Raw genomic sequence first — 13,806 nt, 5'->3', positions numbered from 1 at the left:
TCCGCGAAAGTCTCTATTGCTACTTCAATGACACACTTGAAGGTATGACGATCGAAGAACTTGACCGGAGGTTTCGTGAGTACGCCGGGGTGCGGATGCTCGAAGGCCAGGGCGACCTGTTCTACCTGTACGACCCGGCGGCCGACCTGCCACCGGAGCGGCAGCAGCCGTTCGCCACCATTGTCACCGGGGATCACTACGAGCAGGTGTCCCGGCTGGACGAGCCCGGTGCCTGGCGCTTGAACCTGGCGTTGACCAAAGCCACGTACATGTCACTGTTCGGCCCGGCGCCGACCGAGCGGAACGCCGACTGGGTGCTCGACTCGGGACACGACTACAGCGCCCGGGACACGTTGATGCCGCATCCGTTCTACGCCGCCCAGTACTGGGTGGCGATCGTGAACCCGACCGGTCTGGACCAGCTGCTCCCGTTGATCCAGGAGGCGTACGACTTCGCGGCCCGGAAGTTCGCCAATCACCAGGCGCGGCAGAGCTCCTGAACGTTGCGGTCCTGTTTCGGGTTGGCCCATAAGCCTGGGTTGACCCCCGGCTGGGATGGGCGGACTCCCTAGCGTGTGAACCAGGGTAGATGTGCAGGACCTTTGCATGAGGCAACCAGGCCTGGCGCTGACACGAGGGAGTTCCGCCCATGTTCCCATCCCTTCGCCAGTACCCAACGCCGCTCCGGCCACCAACACCGCGCCGCTCGCGAACACCGCGCCCGTCGCGCGCGGCCGTCGGTTTCCTGGTCGCGTCCGCGCTCGCCGTCTGCGGCGCCGCGACCGCCGGCAGCGCCGCGGCCGCCTCGAACCCCACCGGCCCACCCGCGGACGGTACGGGCGGCGGCTCCGGCGCGGTTTCGGTCCGTGGCGCCGGCAGCCCGAACGCCATCCCCGGCAGCTACATCGTCGTTCTGGCCGGCCAGAACTCACGCGCCCAGACCCGGGTCGCCACTCAGAGCCTGGCCGCGAGCTACGACGTCAAGGTCCGGGACCAGTACGACGCGTCGATCAAGGGCTTCTCCGCCGCGATGGACACTGATCAGGCCAAGAAGCTGGCCGCGGACCCGCGCGTCGCGTACGTGCAACAGAATCAGAAGATCACCGTCAGCCAGGACGATCCGCCGTGGGGCCTCGACCGTACCGACCAGCGCGATCTGCCGCTGGACAAGAAGTACGAGCCGTCGACGGACGCGAAGAACGTCAACGTGTACGTGATCGACACCGGCATCTACGCGAAGCACAAGGACTTCGGTGACCGCGCTTCGGTCGGTACCGACACGGTCGGCGACGGGCAGAACGGCGTCGACTGCATGGGCCACGGCAGCCACGTGGCCGGCACCATCGGTGGTACGACGTACGGCGTGGCGAAGGCCGCGCACCTGGTCGCGGTGCGCGTACTCGACTGCAAGGGCGGCGGCTCGACCGAGTCCGTGGTGGCCGGGATCGACTGGGTGACCAAGAACGCCAAGAAGCCGGCGGTCGCGAACATGAGCCTCGGCGGCGGCGCGGACGACGCGCTGGACGCCGCGGTGAAGGCGTCGATCGGCGCCGGCATCACCTATGCCGTTGCGGCCGGCAACGAAGGCACGGACGCCTGCCAGAGCTCACCGGCCCGGGAGCCGCTGGCGATCACCGTCGGCGCCACCGATGCCCAGGACCAGCGCGCGACGTTCTCCAACTTCGGCAAGTGCGTCGACCTGTTCGCGCCGGGGGTCGACATCACCTCGGTCGGCATCACCGGACCGGACGCGACGGCGAAGATGAGCGGTACGTCGATGGCGACACCGCACGTCGCGGGCGGCATCGCCCTGTACCTGGCCGACCACCCCGACGCCACCCCCGCCGACGTCACCAAGGCCCTGGTCACGAACTCCACCCCCGACAAGGTCGGCGACCCCGGCACCGGCTCCCCCAACAAACTCCTCTACCTCGGCAAACCAGACCCCGCCACCACCACCCACCCCTAACAGTGAGGATGTAGGCGTGGACCCCGCAGTGGTCGTCCTGACTCGGCCCCTAACTGACTTCGGGTCTTGAACGGGATCTGTCGGTCGACCTGCTGCGGGGTTCGCTTGCACTCACTCGGCGAGAACTCGTGACTTCATAGGAGCCTGTGCCAGCAGGCACCCATCACTGTTTTGTCCGTCGCTCGGCTGGTGCGTGCCGCCCTGACCGTGTCGAATGGAAGGACGGCGATGTCTACCATCGCACAGCCAGATGCCGTGTCCCAGGCCGAGATCACCGGTGGTGTCGACACTCACCGCGATACCCATACGGCGGCTGCGATCGACCAGACGGGCCGGATGCTCGGTCACCAGACCTTTCCCGCCACTGGTGCCGGCTATGCGGCTTTGCTGGCCTGGCTGGGCTCGTTCGGGCCGGTCGTTCTGATCGGTGTCGAGGGCACCGGCGCTTACGGGTCGGGCCTGACCGGCTACCTGACCGGGCAGGGTGTGACCGTGGTCGAGATCGACCGGCCCAGTCGTAAAACCCGCCGGACAGCAGGCAAGTCCGACCCGATCGACGCCGAAGCAGCCGCCCGAGCCGCTTTGGGCAAAGTACGCACCGGCATCCCCAAGAACCGTGACGGGCAGGTCGAGGCACTACGGAACCTGCGCATCGCCCGCAACAGCGCCGTCAGCCAGCGCGCTGACTGCCTGCGCAGAATCAAGGCCCTGATCGTCACCGCACCACACGACCTGCGCCAGCAACTACGCGGCCTCACCAACCCGCGCCTGATCGACACCTGCCACAACCTGCGACCCGACCCTAATCAGATCGCGATCCCACAACACGCCGTCAAAACCGCGCTACGCTCCCTGGCCCGCCGTCACCTCGCAGCCCAGCACGAGATCGCCGAGCTCGATCAACTCATCACCGAACTCATCAACACGATCAACCCCGAACTGCTCACCCTCAACGGCGTCGGCCCCGATGTCGCCGGCCAACTCCTGGTCACCATCGGACAAAACCCAGAACGCATCCACTCCGAAGGCGCCTTCGCGATGCTCTGCGGAGTCGCCCCCATCCCCGCATCATCCGGCCAGACCCACCGCCACCGACTCAACCGCGGCGGCGATCGCCAAGCCAACTCAGCCCTCTACACCATCGTCATCAGCCGACTCCGCTGGGACCCACGCACCCGCGCCTACCTCGAACGCCGCACAACCAACGGACTGTCCAAGAAAGACATCATCCGATGCCTCAAACGCCTCATCGCACGCGAGATCTACTACGTCCTCACCAAACCACAAACCCCTTGACCATCCATAGGAGCATCCCCACACCCACTCCTGCCCTGCCTCCCGTCCCCGTTTGAGGGGTTGACCACTGAAGTTGCCCGTTCACCCCCGGCATGCGGGTGGTGAACGGGCACTTTCGGTGGTTAACCCCTCAAATGGGAAGGGGGTTCGGCGGGGGCGACGGGGGTTGTGCGGGTGGGCGGGTCAGGCGGATTCGATGATGTTGGTGCCTTGGACCTTTACGTTGACGGCGGGAAGGGGCGTGGCGGCCGGGCCGCTGACAGGGCTGCCGTCGGTGATGCTGAAGTGGCTGTTGTGGAACGGGCAGACGATCTGCCCGTTCTCCACCGAGCCGATCGGGTTGCCTTGGTGCGTACAGATCGCCGAGAACCCCTTGTACTGACCCGCGGTCGGCTGAGTGACGACCACCTTGGCGTCGGTGAACACCTTCCCGCCGCCGACCGGGACATCGGACACCGGGCCGAGCACCGTACCGCCGCCGCCCGCCGACGGCGTACCTGAGGCCGGCCCGGAACCAGACGGCGCGGACCCGGTCGGCGCGGTACCAGTGCCGGTGCCGCCGCTCGTACCGCTGGTGTCGTTGCCGCCACAGGCCGCGAGGATCGGCGCGCCGGCGCCCACGAGCGCCGCCATCGCCGCGCACCGAAGTACGGTCCGCCGGTCCCGCGTCGTGTCATCGGTCATGAATCCGGACCTCCAAGAGCCAGCCGGCCGCTGGTCTTCGACAGCCTGCCGGCTTGAGTGGTTGAACGTTCTCTAACGACTCAAACGACTGGGTCAGCCGATTGGTTCACCCCCGGCCGGATTGAACCGCCGTTTGAGGGTTTCCGCCTGGTGCCGGTACCGGCCCACGGTGGCGCTAGGGTTTCCTTCGGCAGCGTACCCACCGAGAGGCAGGGACTCGGTCCGCACCCGCCCTGGGGCCCGGCACACTGTACTGGTGGGAGAGGCATGAAATGACAGGCACGACCGACGACACGACAGTGATGCGGGTGATCGCCGACCTCGCGCCGATCTGGTTCCCGGGCTGCGTCGTCGACAGCGCGGAGCGGACGGTCGAGGTGGGCTGGGGCCGTGGCGCGCTGCAGATGTCCGCGGTCGTCGGGCTCCGCGAGATCATCGAGCGCTGTGACCAGGTGCCGCAGCAGCGGTGGGCCGAGCAGATCGAGGCCTGGTTGCGGGCGGTGGTCGCGGAAGGCGAGCTCGCCACCGAGGAGCACCGGTACGGCGACGTGGGCGAGCGCCAGCGTGCTTTGCTCGTGCAACGTGGTTGGTCGGCGCGGACGGCGGGTCCGGTCGCGGACACGTTGATTCCGTTCGGCGATCACTTCGAGGTGGTGGTGTTCGTCCGTACCGGGTCGGAGCTACGGCGGCTGACCGTCGTACGCCGCTCGATGCTCGGGCTGGGTGAGCCGGAGGTGCCGTCGCCGGTGCAGCTCAGTCTGGACGAGATCGCGGACCTACGGCCGGTCGACCACGACGGCATCTCGGTGCTGCACCGGGAGGACGATCCGCTGGTGTCGATGGCGATCGTCGACCGGGAGGAGATCCTCACCCAGGCGTCGGTCGGGTTGGGCGTACTGGTTGGTGTGCCGCGGCTCAGCACGGTCGCGTTCTGCCCGGCGGACGCGGGCCAGGCGCTCGCGGATCGGTTGGCGCAGTACGTCGCCGACTCGTACCGCGGAGCGCCGGACCAGTGCAGCCCGGACCTCTTCTGGGTCCAAGGCGACCGGATGGTGCAAGTCCCGGTCACCCTGGCCAACCCGCCGCAGGCCGTCCTCCCCCCGTCCCTGCTCCCAACCCCGCGCCGGACCTGGCTCCGCCATCTCCTGCTTCAGCTCTTCCGCCGCTGACGCGGTGCACGGTCCGGCGACACCCAGCTAGCGAGCGACCCGCCTTCTCGGTGCTGCCTTCGTCGCGGGGGCTGACTTCTTGGCTGTCGTCTTCTTGACCGCGGCCTTCTTCGCGACAGCCTTCGTCGCCGATACCGCCTTCTTGGCAGGTGCCGCCTTCTTGGCCGGCGCCGTCTTCTTCGCGGCTGCCGTCTTCTTCGCGGGCCCGGTCGCGATGGCTGCGGCTGCCTGCTTCGCGCTCGGCTTCGCGGCGCGGCCCTTGAGGATCTCGGCCAGGAACGCACCGGTGTACGACGCGGGGCTGGCGGCGACCTCCTCCGGAGTACCCTCCGCGACCAGTGTCCCGCCGCGACGGCCACCGTCCGGGCCGAGGTCGATCAGCCAGTCGGCGGTCTTGATCACGTCCAGGTTGTGCTCGATCACCAGCACCGAGTTGCCCTTGTCGACCAGACCGCTCAGCACGCCGAGCAGCTTCCGGATGTCCTCGAAGTGCAGCCCGGTGGTCGGCTCGTCCAGCACATACACCGTACGGCCCGTGGACCGCCGCTGCAGCTCCGACGCCAGCTTGACCCGCTGCGCCTCACCACCGGACAGCGTCGGCGCCGGCTGACCGAGCCGGACGTACCCGAGCCCGACCTCCACCAGCGTGGTCAGATGTCGCGAGATCGCCGGGATCGCGGCGAAGAACTCCGACGCCTCCTCGATCGGCATGTCCAGCACGTCCGCGACGGTCTTGCCCTTGTAGTGCACCTCGAGCGTTTCGCGGTTGTACCGCGCGCCGTGGCAGACCTCGCACGGGACATACACGTCCGGCAGAAAGTTCATCTCGATCTTCAGCGTGCCGTCACCGGAGCACGCCTCGCACCGGCCGCCCTTCACGTTGAACGAGAAGCGCCCCTGCTGGTACCCACGAACCTTCGCCTCGGGAGTGTCCGCGAACAGCTTCCGGACGTGGTCCCAGACCCCGGTGTAGGTCGCCGGGTTCGACCGGGGTGTCCGGCCGATCGGCGACTGGTCGACGTGGATGACCTTGTCGACCAGCTCCATCCCGGAGATCTTGGTGTGCCGGCCGGGCACCGCCCGCGCGCCGTAGATCTGCCGCGCCAGCGACGTGTACAGGATGTCGTTCACCAGCGTGGACTTGCCGGAACCGGACACGCCGGTGACCGCGACGAACACCCCGAGCGGGATGGTCACGTCGATGTCCTTCAGGTTGTTCTGCCGCGCGCCGTACACGGTCAGCTCGCGGCCCTCGGTCAGCGGCCGGCGGATCGCCGGGATCGGGATCTCGCGGCGGCCCGACACGTACGCCCCGGTGATCGAGTCCGGGTGGTTGCGCAGGTCCTCGACGGTCCCGGACACGACCACCTGGCCGCCGTGCTCACCGGCGCCCGGGCCGATGTCGACCACCCAGTCGGCGTGGTCGATGGTGTCCTCGTCGTGCTCGACGACGATCAGCGTGTTGCCCAGCTCCTTCAGCCGGACCAGGGTCTCGATCAGCCGCCGGTTGTCACGCTGGTGCAGGCCGATCGACGGCTCGTCCAGCACGTACAGCACGCCGACCAGCCCGGAGCCGATCTGCGTCGCGAGCCGGATCCGCTGTGCCTCGCCGCCGGACAGCGAACCCGCCGGCCGGCTCAGCGCCAGGTAGTCCAGGCCGACGTCGAGCAGGAACTGCAGCCGCTCGCCGATCTCCTTCACCACCCGCTCGGCGATCTGCTTCTCCCGCGCCGATAGCTCCATCTGGACCAGGAACGCGTGCACCTCGTCGATCGACATCGCGCTGATCTCGGCGATGTTCTTCCCACCGAGCGTGACCGCCAGCGAGATCGGCTTCAGCCGCGCGCCGTTGCAGGCCAGGCACGGCACCTCGCGCATGTACTCCTCGAAGCGCTCCCGCCCGGTGTCGCTGGACGCCTCCGCGTGCCGGCGCTCGACGTACGGAATCACGCCCTCGAAGCTCGTGTAGTACGACCGCTCGCGGCCGTAGCGGTTCTGGTACGAGACGTGTACCTGCTTGTCGTGCCCGGTCAGCAGCGCCTTCTTCGCCTTCGCGGGCAGTTCCCCGAACGGCGTACTGGTCCGGAACTTCAGGTCCTTCGCCAGCGCCTCCAGCAACCGCTCGAAGTACTGGGTGACGTTCTGCCCCGACCAGGGCTGGATCGCGCCTTCGTCGAGCGACTTCGACGGGTCCGGAACCAGCAGCTCCGGGTCGACCTCCATCCGGGTACCCAGGCCGGCGCACGCCGGGCAGGCACCGTACGGCGAATTGAACGAGAACGACCGCGGCTCCAGCTCGTCGATCGCGAGCGGGTGATCGTTCGGGCAGGCGAGCTTCTCGGAGAACCGGCGCTCGCGGTGCGGATCGTTCGCCGGGAGGTCGACGAAGTCCAGCACGACCAGGCCACTGGCCAGGCCGAGCGCGGTCTCGACCGAGTCGGTCAGCCGCTGCTTCGCCGAGCCCTTCACCGCCAGCCGGTCGACGACCACGTCGATGCTGTGCTTCTTCTGCTTGTCCAGCTTCGGCGGCTCGGTCAGCTGGATCGTCTCGCCGTCGACCCGGGCCCGGGCGAAGCCCTGACCGGTCAGCTGGCGGAACAGGTCGACGTACTCACCCTTGCGGCCGCGGACCACCGGGGCCAGGACCTGGAACCGGGTGCCCTCGTCGAGCTCGAGGACCCGGTCGACGATCTGCTGCGGGGTCTGCCGGGCGATCGGCTCACCGCACTCCGGACAGTGCGGCCGGCCGGCCCGCGCGAACAGCAGCCGGAGGTAGTCGTACACCTCCGTGATCGTGCCGACGGTGGAGCGCGGGTTCCGCGAGGTGGACTTCTGGTCGATCGAGACGGCCGGTGACAGGCCCTCGATGAAGTCGACGTCGGGTTTGTCCATCTGGCCGAGGAACTGCCGCGCGTACGCCGACAGCGACTCCACGTACCGCCGCTGGCCCTCGGCGAAGATGGTGTCGAAGGCCAGGCTGGACTTCCCGGACCCGGACAGGCCGGTGAAGACGATCATGGCGTCCCGCGGCAGGTCGACCGAGACGTCCTTCAGGTTGTGCTCACGCGCTCCGCGCACGATCAGACGGTCAGACACAAGCTCACTCTCAGCGGTTCTCGTGGGGTATCCGGGTGGATCTCTGGCATGCCCGGTCATGCTAACGAGGCCCACCGACAAAAACTTCCGCCGACGGATCCGGCACCCGGCTTCGAAAGTATATTCGATCACCGCGACCGCTCTGGACCAGACATGACGCGCCGTCGCCGAGGTGCGAGGATCGTCGGAGTCACCGAACTCCAGGGGAGAAAACGCGATGTCCGAGTACCACGGAAACGCACACGTCGGCGGACCGGCTCAGACCCACGAGCTGGCCAAGTTGATGATCACCAAGGTCGCGGTCGGGCCGATGGACAACAACGCCTACCTGCTGCGTTGCCGGCAGACCGACGAACAGGTCCTGATCGACGCCGCGAACGAGGCGGACACGCTGCTCCAGCTGATCGGCGACGGCGGCCTGGCCCGGGTGATCACCACGCACCAGCACCAGGACCACTGGGAGGCGCTGGCCGAGGTGGTCGCGCGCACCGGCGCCACCACGGTCGCGGGCCGGCACGACGCCGACGGCATCCCGGTACCGACCGACCAGCTGGCCGACGACGGCGACCAGATCGCGGTCGGCCGGTGCAGCCTGCGGGTGATCCACATCAAGGGCCACACGCCCGGCTCGATCGCGCTCGTGTACGACGACCCCGACGGCGCGCCGCATGTGTTCACCGGCGACTCGCTGTTCCCTGGCGGCGTCGGCAACACCGATGGCGACAAGGAGCGTTTCACGTCGCTGATCGACGACGTCGAGACCAAGCTGTTCGGCACGCTGCCGGACGAGACCTGGGTGTACCCGGGCCACGGCTCCGACACCACCCTCGGCACCGAGCGCCCGCACGTCGCCGAGTGGCGCGAACGCGGCTGGTGACGACGGGACGGCAGCCCGGCGGCTTCGCCGAATACCAACCACGCGCCAACCGCCCGCAGCCGGGCATTCAAAACCAGCCGGCGGTGGAGCGGCCGCTGGGCGTGGAGCAGACGCTCGGCGTGGAGCGGTTGTCGGTTGAGGTGCGGGTGCGGGCGGGTGTGGGGGCGGATCTTGAGGCGTGTGCTGGGTTGATCGTCTCGCGGGCCGGTGGATCGGTTGCGGACCGGCGTACGCGCCTGGTGGCCGATCTGGAGGACCCGGAGCGGTACATCGCGGTGGCCGAGGTCGACGGCGAGGTGGTCGGGTACGGCGGGGTGATCCGCCACGACCTCTCCCCCGACGACCCGCCGGCCACCGCGCCGAGCGGCTACTACCTGATCGGCCTGATCGTGGCGCCGAACTGGCGGCGGCACGGCATCGGCGACGAGCTCACGAAAGACCGGCTGCGCTGGATCGCGGCACGCGCCGGTGCCGCGTACACCTTCGTCAACGTCGGCAACGGCGCGATCCTCGACCTCCACCAGAGGTTCAGGTTCACCGAGCTCACCCGCGACTTCACCTTTCCCGGCGCTCCGCTCCAGCCGGGCACGTGCGTACTGCTCCGGGCCGACCTCACCGATCAGTGAGCTCGGCCGGGTACGCGATCACGTCGACCAGCGCGTTGTTGCGGATCGCGGTGATCTCGGTCCGGCTGGCGATCGCGTCCTCGAACAGCTGACGTTGCAACGACTGCGCGTCCCGCAGCGGAACGCCGTCGACCGCAAGCACCAGATCCCCCGGCCGCAACCCCGCTGCCGCCGCCGGGCCGGCCGGGATCACCTCGACCACCCGGAGCGCCGTACGCTGCCCGAACCGTTCCGCGAGCGCCGGCCGCAGCGGCGCGGGCGTACTGACCAGGCCGAGGTACGCGCGACGTACGCGCCCGTCGTGCAGCAACGAGTAGATGATCCGCCGGGTCGTCGGGTTCATCGGTACGGCCAGCCCGAGGCCGATGCCCGCGACCGCCGTGTTGATGCCGATGACGCGGCCGTTGCCGTCGGCGAGCGCTCCGCCGGAGTTGCCCGGGTTCAGCGCGGCGTCGGTCTGGATCACGTCCTCGATCATCCGGTTCGCCGAGCCGCTGCGGACCGGTAGCGATCGGCCGAGCGCGCTCACCACGCCCGCGGTCACGCTGCCGGCCAGGCCGAGTGGATTGCCGACGGCGACGACGAGATTGCCGACCTTCAGCCGGTCCGCGTCCCCGTACTCCGGTGGGCCGGGGATGTCGCGATCGGCCCGCAGCACGGCCAGGTCGGACAGCCGGTCGACTCCGATCACGCGCGTCCGCGCCGTCGTACCGTCCGCGAACTCGGCCGTGGCCGCCGAGCCGTCGCCGACCACGTGCGCATTGGTCAGCAGGTGCCCGTCGCCGGTCAGCACCACCGCGGAGCCGGACGAGTCGCCGCGCCGGTTGTGGATCCGCAGGCTCGCGACCTGCGGAATCAGCCGTTCGGCCACACCTGAGACCACCCGGGAATAGGCATCCAGTACATCGTCCCCAGCCAGCTCGTCAGCCATCGCCTTTGCCTCCGCCCTAGCCCCTGCCTTCTCCGCCGACCCCGCCTCCTGAATTACATCATTACATCAAACTCAAGTACGTGAAGCAGACCACAAACCTGACCGATCGGTTGAAAACTGGCCGATCGGTCAGCGAAGATGCTGTCATGGCAATCACCACCGCCCGGGAACGTACCCGGCACGAGATCGTCCGGCAGGCGATGGACCTGTTCCAGGCCGGTGGCTACAACGCGACGTCACTGCAGGACATCGCGACCGCGGCCGGCTGTTCCAAGGCGACCGTGCTCTACCACTTCAGCGGCAAGCCGGCCGTGCTCGCCGCCGTCCTCCAGCCTGCCGCCGTCGACGTGGCGAACCTGGTCGCGGCGGCGGCCGAGCTGCCCCGGGCCGAGGCACAGGAGCTCGCGATCCGGCAGTTCATCGACCTCGCGGTCGTGCACCGCGGGGTCGTCGACGTGATCCAGGACGTGCTCCCGGTGATCGAGCAGATGCCCGAGATCGGTCCGCTGGTCGCCGACGGCATGCAACTGACCGAGTACATGGCCGGGTCCGACGACCCGCTCGAACGGGATCTCGCCAAGTTCGCGGTGAACGGACTGCTCGGCGAATGCCGGCACGCCGATCAGCGGACCGATGAAGAGCTCCGAAGACTCTGCGACATCGCCCTGCGGAGGCTCCTCCCCCGCGGCTGAAACCCGCGGCGGAGACCCCGCACCACCCAGCATCACCCGGCACGCGCCGCATCACTCGGCACACCGCACCACCCGGCACGCCTCGCACCATCCGACAGCTTCACCGCCGCACCCGCATGCAGCGCGGGCGCTGACCTCTGCCCGTAAACCATCCGAACGGACGCTTCTCCGATGGCCAATCTGCTGTACCGGCTCGGCCGGTTCTCCTATCAGCGCCGGCGGCTGGTCGCCGCCTTGTGGGCGCTCTTCCTGGTCCTGCTCGGCGTCGGCGCGCTGACGCTCGGCGGCAAAACCGCCGACACGTTCTCGATCCCGGGTACCGAGTCGCAGCGCGCGCTGGACGCGCTGAAGCAGGAGCTGCCGGCCGCGAGTGGCGCCTCCGCGACCGTCGTCGTGCAGGCGCCGGACGGGAAGACGCTCGCCGACCCGACGGTCAAGGCCGCGGTCGGCGTCGCCGCCGCGAAGGCCGCGAAGGTACCCGACGTGATCGCGGCGATCGACCCGTTCACCAGCAAGGCGATCAGCCCGGACGGGCGTACCGGGTTGATCAGCGTCCAGTTCGACAAGCCGGCCGACGAGTTGCCGAGCGCGAGCGCGGACGCGTACGACGGTCTGAGCGGGCTGAGCTCGGGTGACCTGAAGGTGGTTCCGGGCGGCCAGATCAAGGCCGGGGTCCCGGAGATCGGGGCGACCGAGGTGATCGGCGTGGCGGTCGCGGCGGTCGTACTGATCGTCACGTTCGGATCGCTGGTCGCGGCCGGGATGACGCTGCTGACGGCGCTGCTCGGCGTCCTCGCCGGGATGGCCGGCCTGCTGATCGTCACCGCGTTCACCGACGTGTCGTCGACCGCGCCGATCCTGGCGCTGATGCTCGGCCTCGCGGTCGGGATCGACTACGCGCTGTTCATCAGTTCGCGGCACCGGTCGCAGCTCGCGGACGGGATGGACCCGGAGGAATCCGTCGGCCGGGCGACCGCGACCGCCGGGTCGGCAGTCCTGTTCGCCGGCGCGACCGTAGTGATCGCGCTCGCCGGGTTGTCGGTCGTCGGCGTACCGTTCCTGACCGCGATGGGCCTGGCCGCCGCGGCGACGGTACTGACTGCCGCACTGGTCGCGCTGACGCTGTTGCCGGCGCTGCTCGGCTTCGTCGGGAACCGCGTGCTGCCGCGGAAGATCCGGAAGGCGACCGCGCCGACCGACAAGACCGAGGGTTTCGGCTTCCGCTGGGGCCGGTTGGTGACCCGGCTGCGGGTACCGATCGTTGCCGTCGGCATCATCGGGCTCGGTCTGCTGGCGATCCCGGCGAAGGACATGCAGCTCGCGCTTCCGGACGGCGCCTCCGCCGCGGCCGGTACGAATCAGCGGGTCGCGTACGACCTGACCGCGGCCGCCTTCGGGCCGGGCGCCAACGGCCCACTCATCGTGGTTGTGAAGAGCAACGACGCGGCGACGTCGAACGCGCTGGTGCAGGGCGTGCTCGGCAAGACCCAGGGCTTGGCCGACGTGGTCGCGGCCCAGCCGGCGGCGGCCAGCCCGGACGGTACGACGCGCCTGGTGCAGGTCATTCCGAAGAGCGGACCGGCGAGCGAAGAGACCTCCGAGCTGGTGAAGAACCTGCGCTCCGCGGTGAAACCTCTCGCGACCGGTGACGCGAGTATCTCGGTGACCGGCAACACCGCGGTCGGCGTCGATGTCTCGAACAAGCTGTCCGACGCGCTACCGACGTACCTGTTCGTGGTGATCGGCCTGTCGTTCCTGCTGTTGCTGCTGGCGTTCCGGTCGGTGCTGGTGCCGTTGAAGGCGACACTTGGCTTCGTCCTGACGATCGGCGCGACGTTCGGGATCACGGTCGCGGTGTTCCAGGAAGGTCACCTGGCGAAGCTGTTCGGGGTCGACTCCCCCGGCCCGCTGGTCAGCTTCCTGCCGATCATCATGATGGGCATTCTGTTCGGGCTCGCGATGGACTACGAGGTGTTCATCGTGTCCAGGGTCCGGGAGGAGTTCGTCCACGGCCGGCACGCGAACGACGCGACCGTCCAGGGCCTCGGGCACGGCGCCCGCGTCGTCACCGCGGCCGCGCTGATCATGGCGTCGGTGTTCGCGGGCTTCATCCTGGTGCACGACCCGATCATCAAGGCGATCGGCTTCGGCCTCACCATCGGCGTACTGATCGACGCCTTCGTGGTCCGGATGACGTTGGTGCCGGCCATCCTCAGCCTGCTCGGCGACCGGGCCTGGTGGTTCCCGAAGTGGCTGGACCGGATCACGCCCCAGGTGGACATCGAAGGCGAAACCCTCCGGGTCGACGAGCCCGAACCGAAGGAGCTCGCGAACGTCCGCTGAAACAGCGAAAGGGCACCGACCTGGTCGGTGCCCTTTCTGATGTCGGGCTGACAGGATTCGAACCTGCGATCTTTCGGCCCCCAGCCGAACGCGTTACCAAACTACGCCACAGCCCGAAACTCG

11 protein-coding genes and 1 tRNA gene are annotated in these 13,806 nt (G+C 68.7%); 8 read left to right on the top strand and 4 right to left on the bottom strand.

Translation table 11 applies throughout. The features are described from left to right. Positions 1-44 precede the first annotated feature (44 nt). The 3 genes from HDA44_RS06820 (at position 45) to HDA44_RS06810 (ending at position 3,265) form a co-directional block, all read left to right on the top strand. Complete coding sequence (locus tag HDA44_RS06820) at positions 45-500, top strand: DUF6194 family protein (RefSeq protein ID WP_184832259.1); 456 nt, start codon at positions 45-47, stop codon at positions 498-500. Between the two features lie 149 nt (positions 501-649). Next, positions 650-1,969, top strand: a complete 1,320-nt coding sequence (locus tag HDA44_RS06815; protein WP_184832257.1) for a S8 family peptidase — start codon at positions 650-652, stop codon at positions 1,967-1,969. Between the two features lie 189 nt (positions 1,970-2,158). Continuing rightward, positions 2,159-3,265: an IS110 family RNA-guided transposase gene (locus HDA44_RS06810; protein ID WP_475584080.1), complete on the top strand. Its 1,107-nt coding sequence runs from the start codon at positions 2,159-2,161 to the stop codon at positions 3,263-3,265. Positions 3,266-3,448: 183 nt separating this feature from the next. Here HDA44_RS06810 and HDA44_RS06805 read toward each other — a convergent pair whose 3' ends face one another. After that, positions 3,449-3,949, bottom strand: coding sequence for a Rieske (2Fe-2S) protein (locus HDA44_RS06805; protein WP_184832255.1), 501 nt, complete (start codon positions 3,947-3,949; stop codon positions 3,449-3,451). Positions 3,950-4,221: 272 nt separating this feature from the next. Between HDA44_RS06805 and HDA44_RS06800 the strand changes: the two genes are divergently transcribed. After that, entirely contained in the window at positions 4,222-5,118 is an 897-nt protein-coding gene (locus HDA44_RS06800; protein ID WP_184832253.1) for a hypothetical protein, read from the top strand. Between the two features lie 27 nt (positions 5,119-5,145). Here HDA44_RS06800 and uvrA read toward each other — a convergent pair whose 3' ends face one another. Beyond that, the gene (gene uvrA / locus HDA44_RS06795; protein WP_184832251.1) at positions 5,146-8,214 is read right to left on the bottom strand and encodes an excinuclease ABC subunit UvrA; all 3,069 of its coding nucleotides are present in this window, start codon (positions 8,212-8,214) and stop codon (positions 5,146-5,148) included. 217 nt (positions 8,215-8,431) lie between these two features. Between uvrA and HDA44_RS06790 the strand changes: the two genes are divergently transcribed. Both HDA44_RS06790 and HDA44_RS06785 read left to right on the top strand, forming a co-directional pair. Next, positions 8,432-9,091 (top strand): MBL fold metallo-hydrolase, encoded by a 660-nt coding sequence (locus tag HDA44_RS06790; protein WP_184832249.1) that lies wholly within the window; start codon positions 8,432-8,434, stop codon positions 9,089-9,091. 83 nt (positions 9,092-9,174) lie between these two features. After that, positions 9,175-9,717 (top strand): GNAT family N-acetyltransferase, encoded by a 543-nt coding sequence (locus HDA44_RS06785; protein WP_184832247.1) that lies wholly within the window; start codon positions 9,175-9,177, stop codon positions 9,715-9,717. Here HDA44_RS06785 and HDA44_RS06780 read toward each other — a convergent pair. After that, on the bottom strand, positions 9,704-10,648 hold the full coding sequence (locus tag HDA44_RS06780) for a S1C family serine protease (protein ID WP_184832245.1): 945 nt from the start codon (positions 10,646-10,648) through the stop codon (positions 9,704-9,706). The two genes, HDA44_RS06785 and HDA44_RS06780, sit on opposite strands and share 14 nt — an antisense overlap. 146 nt (positions 10,649-10,794) lie before the next feature. Here HDA44_RS06780 and HDA44_RS06775 point away from each other — a divergent pair, with 146 nt between their 5' ends. Together HDA44_RS06775 and HDA44_RS06770 are read left to right on the top strand one after the other, a co-directional pair. Then, positions 10,795-11,340 (top strand): TetR/AcrR family transcriptional regulator, encoded by a 546-nt coding sequence (locus HDA44_RS06775; protein ID WP_184832243.1) that lies wholly within the window; start codon positions 10,795-10,797, stop codon positions 11,338-11,340. A gap of 171 nt (positions 11,341-11,511) precedes the next feature. Further along, positions 11,512-13,683 carry an MMPL family transporter gene (locus tag HDA44_RS06770; protein ID WP_184832241.1) on the top strand — a complete coding sequence of 724 codons (2,172 nt, stop codon included), beginning with the start codon at positions 11,512-11,514 and terminating at the stop codon, positions 13,681-13,683. Positions 13,684-13,725: 42 nt separating this feature from the next. On the opposite strand, the gene HDA44_RS06765 is transcribed toward HDA44_RS06770, so the two are convergent. Continuing rightward, positions 13,726-13,799 (bottom strand) — tRNA-Pro (locus tag HDA44_RS06765). Between the last annotated feature and the right edge of the window lie 7 nt (positions 13,800-13,806).

Source organism: Kribbella solani (assembly GCF_014205295.1).
Lineage (GTDB): Bacteria > Actinomycetota > Actinomycetes > Propionibacteriales > Kribbellaceae > Kribbella > Kribbella solani.
Note: the sequence above shows the minus strand (reverse complement) of the source record. Positions and strands in the feature narration are given on the sequence as shown.